This window comes from Mycobacterium ulcerans subsp. shinshuense, assembly GCF_002355775.1.
Taxonomy (GTDB): domain Bacteria; phylum Actinomycetota; class Actinomycetes; order Mycobacteriales; family Mycobacteriaceae; genus Mycobacterium; species Mycobacterium marinum.
The window spans coordinates 2,981,414-2,996,614 of record NZ_AP017624.1 but is presented as its reverse complement, the minus strand read 5'-3'; the positions used below and the strand labels follow the sequence as shown (position 1 = coordinate 2,996,614).

At 64.8% G+C, this 15,201-nt stretch carries 13 protein-coding genes and 2 pseudogenes; 8 read left to right on the top strand and 7 right to left on the bottom strand.

From position 1 onward, the window contains the following. Positions 1-11: 11 nt before the first annotated feature. Positions 12-791, bottom strand: a complete 780-nt coding sequence (locus tag SHTP_RS13410) for a thioesterase family protein (protein WP_096372460.1) — start codon at positions 789-791, stop codon at positions 12-14. Then, positions 788-1,669 (bottom strand): RecB family exonuclease, encoded by an 882-nt coding sequence (locus SHTP_RS13405; protein WP_036426517.1) that lies wholly within the window; start codon positions 1,667-1,669, stop codon positions 788-790. The genes SHTP_RS13410 and SHTP_RS13405 overlap by 4 nt, the downstream gene beginning before the upstream one ends. A 73-nt stretch (positions 1,670-1,742) precedes the next feature. On the opposite strand from SHTP_RS13405, the pseudogene trmI reads away from it, so the two are divergent. Beyond that, positions 1,743-2,587 (top strand): annotated as a pseudogene (trmI, locus tag SHTP_RS13400) (tRNA (adenine(58)-N(1))-methyltransferase TrmI). A 12-nt stretch (positions 2,588-2,599) separates the two neighbouring features. On the opposite strand, the gene SHTP_RS13395 reads toward trmI, so the two are convergent. After that, positions 2,600-2,902 (bottom strand): DUF503 domain-containing protein, encoded by a 303-nt coding sequence (locus SHTP_RS13395; RefSeq protein WP_012394777.1) that lies wholly within the window; start codon positions 2,900-2,902, stop codon positions 2,600-2,602. A gap of 8 nt (positions 2,903-2,910) precedes the next feature. Then, positions 2,911-3,570, bottom strand: coding sequence for a lipoprotein LppK (gene lppK, locus SHTP_RS13390; protein ID WP_096370859.1), 660 nt, complete (start codon positions 3,568-3,570; stop codon positions 2,911-2,913). 297 nt (positions 3,571-3,867) lie between these two features. Between lppK and arc the strand changes: the two genes are divergently transcribed. Further along, entirely contained in the window at positions 3,868-5,697 is a 1,830-nt protein-coding gene (arc, locus tag SHTP_RS13385) for a proteasome ATPase (RefSeq protein ID WP_096372459.1), read from the top strand. Between the two features lie 21 nt (positions 5,698-5,718). Here arc and SHTP_RS13380 read toward each other — a convergent pair. The 3 genes and pseudogenes from SHTP_RS13380 to SHTP_RS13370 all read right to left on the bottom strand — a co-directional run bounded on the left by SHTP_RS13380 (position 5,719) and on the right by SHTP_RS13370 (position 8,851). Further along, positions 5,719-6,341: pseudogene (locus tag SHTP_RS13380) on the bottom strand (hypothetical protein). Positions 6,342-6,351: 10 nt separating this feature from the next. After that, on the bottom strand, positions 6,352-7,536 hold the full coding sequence (locus tag SHTP_RS13375) for an SH3 domain-containing protein (protein ID WP_197706246.1): 1,185 nt from the start codon (positions 7,534-7,536) through the stop codon (positions 6,352-6,354). Positions 7,537-7,576: 40 nt separating this feature from the next. After that, on the bottom strand, positions 7,577-8,851 hold the full coding sequence (locus tag SHTP_RS13370; RefSeq protein WP_096370858.1) for a DUF2314 domain-containing protein: 1,275 nt from the start codon (positions 8,849-8,851) through the stop codon (positions 7,577-7,579). Positions 8,852-9,147: 296 nt separating this feature from the next. Here SHTP_RS13370 and dop point away from each other — a divergent pair, with 296 nt between their 5' ends. The 6 genes from dop (at position 9,148) to SHTP_RS13340 (ending at position 15,156) form a co-directional block, all read left to right on the top strand. Next, on the top strand, positions 9,148-10,656 hold the full coding sequence (gene dop, locus SHTP_RS13365) for a pup deamidase/depupylase (RefSeq protein ID WP_096370857.1): 1,509 nt from the start codon (positions 9,148-9,150) through the stop codon (positions 10,654-10,656). Positions 10,657-10,827: 171 nt separating this feature from the next. Further along, positions 10,828-11,022, top strand: coding sequence for a ubiquitin-like protein Pup (locus SHTP_RS13360; protein ID WP_012394770.1), 195 nt, complete (start codon positions 10,828-10,830; stop codon positions 11,020-11,022). Then, positions 11,019-11,888 carry a proteasome subunit beta gene (gene prcB / locus SHTP_RS13355; protein ID WP_011740318.1) on the top strand — a complete coding sequence of 290 codons (870 nt, stop codon included), beginning with the start codon at positions 11,019-11,021 and terminating at the stop codon, positions 11,886-11,888. The genes SHTP_RS13360 and prcB overlap by 4 nt, the downstream gene beginning before the upstream one ends. After that, positions 11,885-12,688, top strand: coding sequence for a proteasome subunit alpha (prcA, locus tag SHTP_RS13350; RefSeq protein ID WP_011740317.1), 804 nt, complete (start codon positions 11,885-11,887; stop codon positions 12,686-12,688). The genes prcB and prcA overlap by 4 nt, the downstream gene beginning before the upstream one ends. 57 nt (positions 12,689-12,745) lie before the next feature. Further along, entirely contained in the window at positions 12,746-14,104 is a 1,359-nt protein-coding gene (pafA, locus tag SHTP_RS13345) for a Pup--protein ligase (protein WP_096370856.1), read from the top strand. A 53-nt stretch (positions 14,105-14,157) separates the two neighbouring features. After that, positions 14,158-15,156 (top strand): helix-turn-helix transcriptional regulator, encoded by a 999-nt coding sequence (locus tag SHTP_RS13340; protein WP_096370855.1) that lies wholly within the window; start codon positions 14,158-14,160, stop codon positions 15,154-15,156. Positions 15,157-15,201 lie beyond the last annotated feature (45 nt).

Below are 15,201 nucleotides of genomic sequence, written 5' to 3'. Positions count from 1 at the left end.
GCGCCGCCGGACTACCGGCGCCGCACCAGCAGCGTCTGCGCTGACGTCCCCATAAATCCGGTCGTATCGAAAATCTCAGCCGGCGTCACTCCCAGGCCATCTGGCCCGACGGAGGCGCGAGCGCGCAACGCGAAATCGGTGCCGGTCGGAAGTCGGTGCAGATGAACGACCGTATCGGTGTTCATGAAGAGAAACCGGTTGGGATCCAGGATCGCGCCGACGCCGTTGGCGCAGTCGACCACGGCGGCCAGCTGTTGCAGCGGTGACGCCGGATCGGTGTCGACGATGTGAGCCGTCGGCCTGAACCAGGACACCGCGGCGGGTTGTCCTTCAGTGTCCTGCGGGCGCCAGCTGAGTGCGTCGAAGTAGCCACCGACCCCGGCAAAAGCGGCCGGACGGGGTTGCGCCGGTCCCTCCACCAGCGGGGGATACCGATCGGATGCGACGTCGGTGGTGTCGCTGACCGCCAGTAGCCACGCGGTCACCCGGGCCAGCACGCGATCGGCCACCATCTCCGCAACCATCATGGCGACCCGCGACCCCGGGCGCTGCACCCAAGCCCGGGCCCGGACCGGAGCCACCGGAATGGCCCCGAGGATGTCCAGGCTGAGCCGGCCGATCCGCAAACCCGATCCCGCCGACAGTTCTTCGATCAGTTTGGTCAGCAGCGCCAACGGGGGAGATCCGTGCTGAATGCCGGGATCCCAATTGCTGCGGGTGAAGTCGGTCGAGTCGAACATCTGGTAATCGCCGTCGGCCCCGGGCAGGCGGCGGTAGTAGCAACCGTTCATGCCGTCGGCTCGATTGCGGAGCACGAAACCGCTTCGGCGGGCGGCCGATCCGGCCACCCGGGATACGGCGGTGGTGTCCCGCCATAAGCCGGACAGTGCTGCTGGTGCGGGCACCAATTGCATAGCCGCGATGCATTGGGGCGGAAGTCGCCCGACTGTCCCGCCGATTGGATGGCACGCCAGATGGCCATCAGGGTCTTCTCAAAGCGAAGCAGCTCGTCACGATCCGGCGAATAGTCCAGCACCTGCCCGTCAGCCAGATAGATCAACCGCAATCGGGAGGGCAACACGCCCCGCGACCGAAACAGCGCTACTCCGTAGAACTTCATCTGGAACATGGCTTTGAACTCCGCCAGCGCCCGGGCGGCGGGCGGGGCCTTGCCCGTCTTGTAGTCGACCACCCGTAACTCACCGGTAGCGGCGACGTCGATCCGGTCGATATAGCCGCGCAACAGCGTGCCGTCTGCCAGCTCCACCTCGACGCGCTGCTCGCAGCTCTGCGGGTCGAATCGCCTCGGATCTTCCAGTCGGTAGTAGCCCGACAACAGTGCACGGGCATCCTCGAGCAATTGGGCTTGCTGGTCGGCTGCCAGCTCTCCGGCCAGGTCTAGCTCACCGGCGATCACCTGCTCCCAGGCGGATTCCACCAGTGACCGGGCGGTGTCCGGTCCGCGTTGCACCGCGGGTAGAGCGTAGAGCTGCTCGAGGGCGGCATGTACCACAGAGCCTCGCAGCTGCGCCGTTGACGGTTTCTCGGGCAATCGATCGATCGCCCGAAACCGGTACAGCAGTGGGCACTGTTTGAAATCGGCGGCCCGTGACGGCGACAGCGCCGGTCGGATATACACGCTCGCCACGGAGCCCGGCTGGTCCGTCATATTCGCAGCCTATGACTGGGCACCGACAACCCCGGACACCGGCTACGGCGCGTCAGCTGGCACCCTAGACGACGTGTCAGCGACCGGTCCGTTTCACGTCGGCGAACGTGTTCAGCTCACCGACGCCAAGGGGCGTCACTACACCATCACCCTCACTCCGGGCGCGGAGTTCCACACCCATCGTGGCCGCATCGCGCACGACGTGATCATCGGCCTGGAGCAAGGCAGCGTGGTCAAGTGCAGCAATGGCGCGCTGTTTCTGGTGCTGCGCCCGTTGCTGGTCGACTATGTGATGTCGATGCCCCGCGGGCCCCAGGTGATCTACCCCAAGGACGCCGCGCAGATCGTGCATGAGGGCGACATCTTTCCCGGTGCCCGGGTGCTCGAGGCGGGCGCCGGATCCGGGGCACTCACCCTGTCACTACTGCAAGCGGTCGGGCCGCAGGGGCAGGTGATTTCCTATGAGCAGCGCGCCGATCATGCCGAGCATGCTCGTCGCAACGTGACCAACTTCTACGGCGAGGCGCCCGAAAACTGGCAATTGATCATCAGCGATATCGCCGACTCGGAGCTGCCCGACGGCTCGATCGACCGGGTAGTGCTGGACATGTTGGCGCCGTGGGAGGTGCTCGACTCGGTCTCCGAGGCTGGTGGTCGCCGGTGGCGTGTTGATGATCTACGTGGCCACGGTGACCCAGCTGTCCAAGGTTGTCGAGGCCGTGCGGACCCAGCAGTGCTGGACAGAGCCGAGATCGTGGGAGACCCTGCAGCGGGGCTGGAACGTTGTCGGGCTGGCCGTACGGCCGCAGCATTCCATGCGCGGACACACCGCGTTTCTGGTCGCCGCACGCCGGCTGGCGCGGGGTGCGGTAGCCCCCGCGCCACTGGGGCCGCAAACGCGAGGGGCGCGATGGCTAGCCGGGAACAGGCCTAACCGAGCCAGTCCTCGCTGCGGTGCAGGACGCGGTGCGCCGACAACAGTTCGAACTCGGGGTGCGCGGCTACCAGGCGTTCGGCCGCGTCGAGGACATCAACGGCATGGCTGCGCTCGCTGGAAACCACGGCCACCCCAATTCCGGCCCGTCGGTGCAGCTCGAGTGATCCGGTCTCGGCGGCCGACACGGCGAACTTGCGCCTGAGCTCGGCGACAACCGGGCGAACCACCGACCGCTTTTGTTTGAGTGATCGCACGTCGCCCAGCAACACATCGAACTCCAGCCAGCCGATCCACATCCGCAGACTCAGCCGGGAGGACCCGAAGACGGGGCGACAGACCCAGTCGCTGGTGGGCTTTCTTCGGGGGCCGGCTCGACCGGGGCAGGTTCTGGGTTGGGGGCAGGGCCAGGACTGGGCTCTGGCGTAGCCGTCTGGGATCCCCGGGAATTGCCGAGAGCCAACAGCATCTCCGAGGTTCGCTGGGATAGCTGCCAGCCGCCGTGGATCGGCGTGAACTCCATCGGGAACGTGAACTCGCGATTCTCCGGTTGGGCGGTGGTGACGACGACGGTGGCCACCACATCGGACGGATTGGTCGCCGACCACGCGAGGTCGTTGGCAGCGAAGTTCATCGGCAGGTACCCGCCATCTCGGGCGGCGGTGGTGAACCGGTCCAGGGCCGCAGCGGTGTCAGGGGTTGACCCCTCAACCAGGTCCAGTTTCTTGTCTCCCGGAATGTTCGGATCGGCGAGCCGGGACAGCACATCGACTAGGGCTTCGGGGGGTGGCAGGGGAGCGGACGGTGGGACCGGCAGGGCACTGGGTGCGGCCGGTGGCGCGGGTGCGACGGCCGACGTCGAGCTCTCGGCGTTGTCCGGTGACGGTGAACACCCCGCGACCCCCAACGTCGCCACGGCGGTGATGGCGGTGATGGCGGTGATGGCCAAGCGGCGGTTTCGGTGCATCCAGCGGCGGGGTCGGCTATCGGCGTTTCAGGGAAGTTCGCGAAGACGACACTCGCGAAGATGGAGTGCAAATCACACCCTCGGGCGCGGCGCCCATCGGCATCAGGACCGCGGCGGCTGTGGCTAGGGATTTCACGTCGCGGCGCTCCTTTCTGTCGGCCCAAGTGGTAGCCGAGATTACCAGTGGACTTCAACTTGTAACTTTTCAACGGAATTTGGTTCCGCACATGAAGCCGCGATCGCCGGTAGCGTTGGGGTATCCGCTGCACCATTCCTGGTGTGGGAAAGGAGCGCAACATGGCTGATTCAGGGCGTTCTGAAGCATTCGGGACACCCGACGACACTCCCTTGTCCAGCAATGATGCTGCCGAATTAGAACAGCTGCGGCGTGAAGCCGCGGTGCTGCGTGAGCAACTCGAGAGCGCAGTTGGGCCGCAAGGCACGGCGCGGCCTGCCCGCGATGTGCATCAGCTCGAAGCCCGCATCGACTCGCTTGCCGCCCGCAACTCCAAATTAATGGAAACTCTTAAAGAAGCCCGGCAGCAGTTGCTGGCGCTGCGCGAAGAGGTCGACCGGTTGGGTCAACCGCCCAGCGGTTATGGCGTTCTGGTGTCGGCGCACGACGACGACACGGTCGACGTGTTCACCTCCGGCCGCAAGATGCGCCTGACCTGCTCGCCCAACATCGAAATCTCGTTGCTGCGGAAGGGCCAGACGGTTCGGCTCAATGAGGCCCTGACCGTCGTAGAGGCCGGCACGTTCGAATCGGTCGGCGAGATCTCCACCTTGCGAGAGGTGCTCGCTGATGGTCATCGGGCGCTGGTCGTCGGCCACGCGGACGAGGAACGCATCGTCTGGTTGGCTGAGCCGCTGGTTGCCGAGGACCTGCCGGATGGTTTTCCCGACGCGCTCAACGACGACACGAAGCCACGCAAGCTGCGTCCGGGTGACTCACTTCTCGTCGACACCAAGGCGGGCTACGCCTTTGAGCGCATCCCCAAGGCCGAGGTCGAGGATCTGGTGCTCGAAGAGGTGCCCGACGTCAGCTACGAGGACATCGGTGGCCTGACGCGCCAGATCGAACAGATTCGTGACGCGGTCGAGCTGCCGTTCCTGCACAAGGAGTTGTACCGGGAGTACGCGCTGCGCCCGCCGAAAGGCGTGCTGCTCTACGGCCCGCCTGGTTGCGGCAAGACACTGATCGCCAAGGCCGTGGCGAACTCGCTGGCCAAGAAGATGGCCGAGGTCCGCGGTGATGACTCTCGCGAGGCGAAGTCGTACTTCCTCAACATCAAAGGCCCCGAGCTGCTGAACAAGTTCGTCGGTGAAACCGAGCGTCACATCCGGCTGATCTTCCAGCGGGCCAGGGAGAAGGCCTCCGAGGGCACACCGGTGATCGTGTTCTTCGACGAGATGGACTCGATCTTCCGTACTCGCGGCACCGGGGTTTCCTCCGATGTCGAGACCACGGTGGTTCCGCAGCTACTCAGTGAGATCGACGGGGTGGAGGGACTCGAGAACGTCATCGTCATCGGTGCTTCCAACCGCGAGGACATGATCGATCCGGCCATTCTGCGGCCAGGGCGACTGGACGTGAAGATCAAGATCGAGCGGCCCGACGCCGAAGCGGCACAGGACATCTACTCGAAGTACCTCACCGAGACGCTGCCTGTTCACGCCGACGACCTTGCCGAGTTCGAGGGCGAACGTCCGGCGTGCATCAAGGCGATGATCGAAAAGGTCGTCGATCGGATGTACGCCGAGATCGACGACAACCGGTTCCTGGAGGTCACCTACGCCAACGGTGACAAGGAAGTCATGTACTTCAAGGACTTCAACTCCGGGGCGATGATCCAGAACGTTGTCGACCGAGCCAAGAAGAATGCGATCAAGTCGGTGCTCGAGACCGGCCAGCCAGGCCTGCGCATTCAGCATTTGCTCGACTCGATCGTCGACGAGTTCGCCGAGAACGAGGACCTGCCCAACACCACCAACCCCGATGACTGGGCACGGATCTCGGGCAAGAAGGGCGAGCGGATCGTCTACATCCGCACCCTGGTGACCGGCAAGTCGTCGAGTGCCAGCCGGGCGATCGACACCGAGTCCAACCTCGGCCAGTACCTGTAAGGGGCGCTACCTGGAAGAGGGTCAGTCGACCTCGAGCGAGTAGCTGTTGGACAGGTCGTCCTGCGTCACGTGAGCGGGGCGGTCGGTGGTGTCGACGCGCAGCGTCTCGGCCAGCACGCGCGGCTCATAGGACCATCCTTCCGGCAGGTCCAGTCGTGCGGCCAGGCCGGGTAGGTCGGCGCGGGCAAGGTTGGGGTCCACCACCTGGCTCCAGGTCTGCATCACCCAGCGTTGTCCACCCGGGTCGATGAGTTCGTAGATCTCTGCGCCGGCGTTGAAGACAAACACCGTGTGACGGTTCACCCGATTGACGGTGTAGGGGGCGGGGCTCATCGACGACATCTGCACGGTTGCCTGCTTGAGCATTTCGATTCCGCCGAATGACTTGCTCTCCGGCAGCCCCTGGGGCTCCTTCTCAATGCTGTTCATCAGCCAGTAGCGGGGCCCGTTGAGCAGGGCTGCGGCCACCCCGTTTTCGGCGGCCAGGGCTTGCGCGTCCAGGGCGGACCACAGTTCCGCGGGGCAATCGTTGAGCGGAAAGCTGTTGTAGACGGTGGCTTGTGGACCGGATTCACCGATTTCGACGAGAAGCACCTCGCGTAGCGTTTCCCGGATAAGTCTTCTACCTGCTCGGGTACGGACACCAGCGTGAAGTTAATCACCGCCGGGACTGGCGTCAACATCGGTGTGATCGATGTTGGCGCGGTAGCGGCCGCGTGCGATCAAGGTGATGTGCAGGTTCTCGATGAGCGGGTCGACGAATGTTGCACGGTATTCGGCGTCACCAACTGCGCGGGCGCTGATGTACATGAAGGTCAACGCGCCAATGAACAGACAGAGATGGATCAACGAATCCGGCACCGGCACGGTCAGCCCGAGCACGGTCGCGTTGCTGGACACGTTGTGGCTCCATTCCTGGAGCAGGGCTGGGCTGAGCACGATCAGCCCGAGGATGACGTAGATGGTGGCGGTCAGCATCGCCACCACCATGATCTGCACCAACTGGTGGGCGGTGAGCACGAAGACCACATTGGCCCGCTCGGCTCGGGTTAGCGGCCGGCTGCTCGGCGGATCCGGCATAGCCGCAAACGGGGTGTCGGCCAGTTCCTGGCAGTTCTTGGGCTGCACGGTCGGTGCCTGCAGCATGGGTTTGACTCGCTCCGCGGTGGTGGAGATGACGAATACGCTCGCGATACCGACCAGAAATGCGATGGCCAGGGCCAGCCGCTCCGCGCTGATTGTGGAGGCCATCAGCCAGATGTTGCTGTTGAAGAAGACCAACGTGGTCAGCAGAACGACTGGCAAGGCTCGAACCGCCAGGGCGCCGATCGTCGCCAGGTGCGACAGCGTCATTCGGACCGACCACCCGGTGACCGATCCGATACCGCTACCGGTGAGCAACAGCACCATCAACGCGGCCAGGGCCGCGTCCGGCAGATGAGACACCGAGGTCTCAACGATCAGGACGATTGCCACCAGGCTGACCGCCACGGTCGCCGCCACCGAACGCATCCGGCTGTCGGACAGTCGCGACACCAGCCAGCCGACGAACGTGATCAAGACCGGTGCGATCGCGACCAGGGTCACCAGCACCCATTCGCGGGGTGTCGGTTGCCCATCGATGACGACCTCGTCGCCGTGGGTGATCAGCAGAATCGGGAGTGTCCAACAGTGCAGTGTCGCGTACGCGGCCAGCACCGGGGCAGACCGTGACCACAGCCGCCGCCAACGGGCCCGCTTGGTCAGCACCGCGGGCAAGCCCCGTTCCAGAAACCAGCTTTCCGCCGCGGCACTCGACGGGTCTCGGCGTGCCGGAGCGCGGTGCGGGGAAGGGTTCATGCCGGCTCAACCCTAGCGGCGGCCCACCGTTGCTGCTGTGCTAGTTCAACGTGCTGATGATGTGTCTTTCGGTTTCATTCCCGTCGATCGTGCCGTCACTGCGTTTGTGCTTGTAATCAAAGACGGTGGACTGCGCGACCACTACCACCTGCCCGGGGTGCAGACCGGCGATGTTGAACGGTTTGTTGGCCAGCGGTCCCGTGATCTCGTCGCCGTTCCACGTAACTACGTCCACCCACATGTACTCCCGGGTGCCGTCCGGGCCCTCAAAAGCGGCCTTGACTTGCATAAATTCGCCGGGCGGCAGCCCTTCGTTGAACGCGGCGCGCAGCGCGGGCAGCTCGGCTCGCGCGGATCGGCTGGCGGCTGCCAATGCGTCGTTGTGGGCAGCGGGAACGATCGAAGCTCCGGAGTCGAACGCGGCGCAGAGAATCGCGTGCCGACGGGCCCCAGCGTCCTGGCCCGGTCCTCGGTCGAAGGTGATCTCGAGTAGCCGGTTCATCGGATCGCCGTCGTGGTGCTCGCCCATTCTCACGGTGAGCGGCGCGGCCCCGGTCGCGTTGGGCCTCAAACGCCGGTAATCCAGATCGAATTCTCCGGAACGATCGACAACGGGCCGATCAGCGATCGCCTGGCAGAACGCGCTCACGAGCTGTCCGACGTTGCTGCATACCGACAGCGGCACCTGGTTCACGACTACGTCGGGCAGCCCAAACTTCGCCATTCCCAGCGTGACGACTCGCATCTGGCCATTGATCTCGTAGGCGTGAATGATCGTATGGTCGTCAACATCTGGGGTTGGTCTGGTCCATCGATCGACCCTGATTTCCTGCCAGGCGCCCGGCGTGAATATCTGCCGAGTCTCGGCATCCCAAATCAGTCCGCCAGTGGCGGCGGCGAGGCTACCCGTTAGCTGCTGCGCGGCACGAAGACGATCCCAAGCCTGCTCAATCGGGCAGCTGAAGTTGAGGATGAACGCGGCCTGGGTGGACTGTAGAGCGACGGCCAACTGCGGGCTGACGCCGTAGTTGAAGAGTTCAACAAATTCCGGATCCGGCGGGGGATAGTCGTTTCGCGGATCGATGTTGGCGAAGGCACATACCGTCGGCTCCGTCTCGTCACCGTTGATGGACTCCACCTGGTGAAATCCGGCGGTTGTGTTCGCCAGCAGTTCATCCAGGGTGTCGAAGGGGTCTGCGGCAGGCATGGGCAGGTAATAGATCGCGAATGTGAAGGCAATCCCGCCGTCGAGCAGCGGCCCGGCCGGAATCAGGTCGGTGACGTCCTGCCCTTGCTGAAAAGGGTTCGGGCTCACCGTTGGCCGCCCCGGGTAGCCGTGCCGGCGGTGCGAGGAGAAGTTGGCAAACTCATCGGAAATAGTAACGGCTGCAAGACTTTTAACGTCAACGTAGATTCTCCGAGGGGCTCGATGCGACGGTCAGCCGAGACCGTATCAACCCCGCGCGGTCCGCACCACTAGGCGTGCGGGCAACTTGTATCGCGAATTGCGGAGGTTGCTGTCCCAGCGCGGCATGCCAGCCCGGGGACGCCCACCTCGCCCGCGGCACGGGCCGCTGAGATGTTCTGGGTCGGCGGGCCTAGGCTCTAGGCATGCAACGGATTATCGGAACGGAGGTCGAGTACGGCATCTCGTCGCCGTCGGACCCGACAGCCAACCCGATCCTCACTTCGACGCAGGCGGTACTGGCCTATGCCGCGGCCGCCGGCATCCAGCGCGCCAAACGGACCCGGTGGGATTACGAGGTGGAATCACCGCTGCGCGACGCTCGGGGTTTCGACCTGAGCCGCTCCGCGAGTCCACCGCCGGTGGTGGATGCTGACGAGGTCGGCGCGGCAAACATGATCCTGACCAACGGGGCGCGGCTGTACGTCGACCATGCACACCCCGAGTACTCCGCACCCGAATGCACCGATCCGCTCGACGCGGTGATCTGGGACAAAGCCGGGGAGCGGGTGATGGAGGCCGCGGCCCGCCATGTCGCCAGCGTCCCCGGTGCCGCGAAGCTGCAGCTGTACAAGAACAACGTCGACGGCAAGGGCGCGTCCTACGGATCGCACGAGAACTACCTGATGAGCCGGCAAACCCCGTTTTCGGCCATCATTGCCGGTCTGACGCCCTTTCTGGTGTCTCGGCAGGTGGTCACGGGCTCCGGCCGTGTCGGCATCGGGCCTTCCGGTGATGAGCCGGGCTTCCAGCTGTCCCAGCGATCCGACTACATCGAGGTCGAGGTCGGCTTGGAGACCACGCTCAAGCGCGGCATCATCAACACCCGCGACGAACCGCACGCCGACGCCGATAGGTACCGCCGGCTGCACGTCATCATCGGCGACGCCAACCTGTCTGAGACGTCGACCTACCTGAAGCTCGGCACCACTGCGCTGGTGCTCGACCTGATCGAGGAAGGTCCGGCGCACGGCATCGACCTGACCGACTTGGCGCTGGCCCGCCCGGTACACGCGGTGCACGCCATCAGTCGTGATCCCTCGCTGCGGACGGCAGTGGCGCTTCTCGACGGCCGTGAACTGACCGGTTTTGCATTACAACGGATTTACCTCGAACGGGTGGCGAAACTGGTCGATGGCCGTGACCCCGATCCCCGGGCTTCACACGTCGTGGAAACCTGGGCAGACGTGCTCGACCGGCTCGAGCGTGACCCGATGGATTGTGCCGAGGTCTTGGATTGGCCGGCCAAACTGCGATTGCTCGAAGGTTTCCGGCAGCGGGAGAACTTGAACTGGTCGACGCCCCGCCTGCACCTGGTCGATCTGCAGTATTCCGATGTGCGGCTGGACAAGGGGCTCTACAACCGGCTGGTGGCGCGCGGATCGATGAAGCGGTTGGTCAGCGAACACCAGGTGCTCGAGGCCGTGGAGAACCCGCCCACCGACACCCGCGCGTACTTCCGCGGCGAATGCCTGCGCCGGTTTGGCGCCGACATCGCCGCGGCGAGCTGGGATTCAGTGATCTTCGATCTGGGTGGGGATTCGCTGGTGCGTATTCCCACGCTCGAACCGCTGCGCGGCAGCAAGGCCCATGTCGGAGCGCTGCTGGATTCGGTGGACAGCGCGGTCGAACTGGTGGAACAACTCACCAGTTGAGGGCCCTTGATGGGGCAGGCGCGTGAGGCGAGATGGTGACGGCATAGCCCGACAAATGGGGCTTCAGCCGGGAAACGTCGGGGCTGGCCGGTACTGTTAGGGAAAGACCGGCGGGGGCGTGAGTCACGACCCCCCGGCATCTAATCGGCCATGACGAAGCAGGAGGCGACGATGGCTCAGGAACAGACCAAACGTGGCGGTGGTGGCGGCGATGACGAAGACGTCACCGGCACCACCGCCGCGGGCCAGGAGCGCCGCGAGAAGTTAGCTCAAGACACCGACGATCTGCTTGACGAGATCGACGACGTCCTTGAGGAGAATGCCGAGGACTTCGTTCGCGCGTACGTCCAAAAGGGCGGCCAGTGACCTGGCCGTTGCCTGATCGCCTGTCCATAAATTCGGCCATTTCCGGATCCGCTGTAGACCTATCATCGTTCGCTGAATTCCTCCGCCGCCAGGCGCCGGAGTTATTACCTGCGAGCATCAAACATGGTGGGGGTGCCGTGGGTGACCAGTTGCCGCACGCCACCACCATCGTCGCCTTGAAGTATCCCGGTGGTGTCCTGATCGCCGGGGACCGGCGTTCGACGCAGGGCAACATGATCGCCGGGCGCGATGTGCGCAAGGTCTACATCACCGACGACTACACCGCCACCGGCATCGCCGGCACCGCCGCGATCGCCGTTGAGTTCGCGCGTCTTTACGCCGTGGAACTCGAACACTACGAAAAGCTCGAGGGCGTGCCGCTGACATTCGCCGGCAAGGTCAACCGGCTGGCCATCATGGTGCGTGGCAACCTGGCGGCCGCAATGCAGGGATTAGTGGCCCTGCCGCTGCTGGCAAGCTATGACATCCACGCGTCTGACCCGAGGTCCGCTGGTCGCATCGTCTCGTTCGACGCTGCCGGCGGCTGGAACATCGAGGAAGAGGGCTACCAAGCGGTGGGTTCGGGATCGATCTTCGCCAAATCGTCGATCAAGAAGTTGTACGCGCAAGTCACCGACGCCGATTCCGCGCTGCGGGTGGCCGTCGAAGCGCTCTACGACGCAGCCGACGACGATTCGGCCACCGGCGGCCCGGATCTGGTTCGCGGGATATACCCGACAGCGGTCACCATCAATGCCGACGGTGCGGTTGACGTACCCGAGGTCCGCATCGCCGAACTGGCTCGTGAAGTCATCGGAAGTCGTTCACGCGCTGACACTTTCGGCCCTGACGGTGGTGAGAAGTGAGCTTCCCTTACTTCATCTCGCCGGAACAGGCGATGCGCGAGCGCAGCGAGCTCGCGCGAAAGGGTATTGCGCGCGGCAAGAGCGTGGTGGCGCTGGCCTTCGCCGGCGGTGTGCTGTTCGTTGCCGAGAATCCGTCGCGGTCGCTGCAGAAGATCAGCGAACTCTACGACCGGGTGGGTTTTGCGGCCGCCGGCAAGTTCAACGAATTCGACAACTTGCGCCGGGGCGGGATTCAGTTCGCCGACACCCGCGGTTATGCCTACGACCGTCGTGACGTCACGGGACGCCAGTTGGCCAACGTGTATGCACAGACGCTGGGCACCATCTTCACCGAGCAGGCCAAGCCCTACGAGGTCGAGCTATGCGTCGCTGAGGTGGCGCACTACGGGGAAACGAAGGCGCCCGAGCTCTACCGAATCACCTACGACGGGTCGATCGCCGATGAGCCGCATTTCGTGGTGATGGGCGGGACCACCGAGCCGATCACGACGGCGCTCAAGAACACCTACACCGAAAACGCCGATTTGCCGGACGCGCTGGATATCGCGGTGGAGGCGCTACGCGCCGGTAGCGCGGAGAATTCCAGCAATGACCAGCCCGTACTCGGTGTGGCCAGCCTCGAAGCCGCCATCCTGGACGCCAACAAACCGCGGCGCGCGTTTCGCCGGCTGACTCGCTCGACCCTCGAAACACTGCTGCAGGAGCGGGATTCCAAGGAATCTGCCGAGTCAGAAGAGCCCATAGAGTCCGAAGAGGGCAAGAAAACGGGCAAAAAATCCGACGCCGATTCGTCTGATTAGCGCCCCGCCGGTGCGGCTGCGCACCGCTGCGGTGCGACAACCAGTACGCTCGATTACGTGCAGCGACGAATCATGGGCATCGAGACAGAGTTCGGTGTCACCTGCACCTTCCACGGTCATCGCCGGCTGAGCCCTGACGAGGTTGCCCGGTACCTGTTCCGCAGGGTGGTGTCCTGGGGGCGCAGCTCCAACGTATTCCTGCGCAATGGCGCGCGTCTCTACCTCGACGTGGGCAGCCATCCGGAATACGCCACCGCCGAATGCGACAGCCTGGTGCAGCTGGTTACCCACGACCGGGCTGGCGAATGGGTGCTCGAAGACCTGCTGGTCGACGCCGAGCAGCGGTTGGCCGACGAGGGCATCGGCGGCGACATCTACCTGTTCAAGAACAACACCGACTCGGCCGGCAACTCCTACGGTTGCCACGAGAACTACCTGATCGTGCGGGCCGGCGAGTTTTCCCGGATCTCCGACGTGTTCCTGCCGTTCCTGGTCACTCGTCAGCTGATCTGTGGGGCGGGAAAAGTGTTGCAGACCCCCAAGGCCGCAACATTTTGTCTGTCCCAACGCGCCGAACATATCTGGGAGGGCGTCTCGAGCGCGACCACCCGCTCACGTCCGATCATCAACACCCGCGACGAGCCGCACGCCGACGCGGAGAAGTACCGGCGTCTGCACGTGATCGTCGGCGACTCCAACATGTGCGAGACGACCACCATGCTCAAGGTGGGCACCGCGTCGTTGGTGCTGGAGATGATCGAAGCGGGAGTGCCGTTCCGCGACTTCTCGCTGGACAACCCCATCCGTGCGATCCGTGAAGTCAGCCACGACGTCACCGGTCGGCGTCCGGTTCGGCTGGCCGGCGGGCGTCAGGCCAGTGCGCTCGACATTCAGCGGGAGTACTACTCCCGCGCCGTCGAGCATCTGCAAACCCGGGAGCCCAACGCACAGGTCGAGCAGGTCGTTGATCTGTGGGGCCGCCAGCTTGACGCCGTCGAAAGCCAGGATTTCGCGAAGGTCGACACCGAGATCGACTGGGTGATCAAGCGCAAGCTGTTCCAGCGTTACCAGGACCGCTACAACATGGAGCTGTCGGACCCCAAGATCGCCCAGCTCGATCTGGCCTACCACGACATCAAGCGCGGGCGCGGCGTCTTCGATCTGCTACAGCGCAAGGGCCTGGCGACACGCGTCACCACCGACGAGGAAATCGCCGACGCCGTCGACAACCCACCACAAACCACCCGCGCCAGGCTGCGCGGTGAGTTCATCAGCGCCGCACAGGCGGCCGGTCGTGATTTCACCGTCGACTGGGTGCACCTCAAGCTCAATGACCAGGCGCAGCGCACGGTGCTCTGCAAGGATCCATTCCGGGCGGTCGACGAGCGGGTCAAGCGGCTGATCGCGAGCATGTAGCCGAGCCCGCGCGCGGGTGATCGGTGAAGCTGGGCAAATCTAGGTTGGTGTAAATGGCGACTTCCAAAGTCGAGCGGATGGTGAATCTGGTCATCGCTTTGCTGTCCACTCGTGGCTACATCACCGCTGAGAAGGTCAGGTCTAGCGTGGCGGGCTATTCGGACAGCCCGACCGCTGAGGCGTTTTCGCGGATGTTCGAGCGCGACAAGAACGAGCTGCGCGACCTGGGTATCCCGCTCGAGGTTGGCAGGGTATCGAGTACCGATCCCACCGAGGGCTACCGGATCAACCGCGACGCGTACGCGCTGCCGCCGGTCGAGTTGACTCCCGATGAAACGGCGGCTGTCGCGGTGGCCACCCAACTGTGGGAGTCCCCTGAGCTGATCACCGCCACCCAGGGCGCGCTGCTCAAGCTGCGGGCCGCCGGGGTCGACGTCGATCCCGACGCGCCGGTGGCCATTGCCTCGCCGGCCGGGGTGCCGGGTTTGCGCGGCTCCGAGGACGTCCTCGGAATTTTGTTGGCGGCCATTGACTCCGGTCAGGCGGTGCGGTTCCCGCACCGGGCGTCCCGCCACGAGCCCTACGTCACCCGCACCGTCGAGCCTTGGGGGGTAGTGACCGAGAAGGGGCGCTGGTATCTCGTGGGCCACGACCGCGACCGGGGAGCGACCCGCACGTTCCGGCTGTCGCGGATCGGCGCCGACGTCGCACCGGTCGGTGCGCCCGGGGAATCGAAGATACCCGAGGACGTGGATCTGCGACAGATTGTCGCCCGGACCGTCGCTGAGTCACCGACCGGCATGCAGGCCACGGTATGGGTCGCCGACGGGCGTGCCACCGCACTGCGGCGTGCCGGACGGTCGATGGGGCCACGGCGACTGGCCGGCCGCGACGGCGAAGTCATAGAACTCGAAATCGGATCCAGCGATCGGCTGGCCCGCGACATCACCGGTCACGGTGCCGACGCCATCGTGCTCGAGCCGCCCGCGCTGCGCGAGGATGTGCTGGCCCGGCTGCGGGCGCTGGCCGGGGTCGAAGAGGCGCTTGCGTGAACCCCGCCGACGACGATGCGCGGCGAAGCGATGAGAAGGAGCGGC

Excerpts from the sequence above, each read along its gene's own strand:
- SHTP_RS13410 (WP_096372460.1), bottom strand. The coding sequence starts at position 791 with ATGAACGGTTGCTACTACCGCCGCCTGCCCGGGGCCGACGGCGATTAC.
- SHTP_RS13405 (WP_036426517.1), bottom strand. The coding sequence starts at position 1,669 with ATGACGGACCAGCCGGGCTCCGTGGCGAGCGTGTATATCCGACCGGCG.
- SHTP_RS13395 (WP_012394777.1), bottom strand. The coding sequence starts at position 2,902 with ATGTGGATCGGCTGGCTGGAGTTCGATGTGTTGCTGGGCGACGTGCGA.
- lppK (WP_096370859.1), bottom strand. The coding sequence starts at position 3,570 with ATGCACCGAAACCGCCGCTTGGCCATCACCGCCATCACCGCCATCACC.
- arc (WP_096372459.1), top strand. The coding sequence starts at position 3,868 with ATGGCTGATTCAGGGCGTTCTGAAGCATTCGGGACACCCGACGACACT.
- SHTP_RS13375 (WP_197706246.1), bottom strand. The coding sequence starts at position 7,536 with ATGAACCCTTCCCCGCACCGCGCTCCGGCACGCCGAGACCCGTCGAGT.
- dop (WP_096370857.1), top strand. The coding sequence starts at position 9,148 with ATGCAACGGATTATCGGAACGGAGGTCGAGTACGGCATCTCGTCGCCG.
- SHTP_RS13360 (WP_012394770.1), top strand. The coding sequence starts at position 10,828 with ATGGCTCAGGAACAGACCAAACGTGGCGGTGGTGGCGGCGATGACGAA.
- SHTP_RS13340 (WP_096370855.1), top strand. The coding sequence starts at position 14,158 with ATGGCGACTTCCAAAGTCGAGCGGATGGTGAATCTGGTCATCGCTTTG.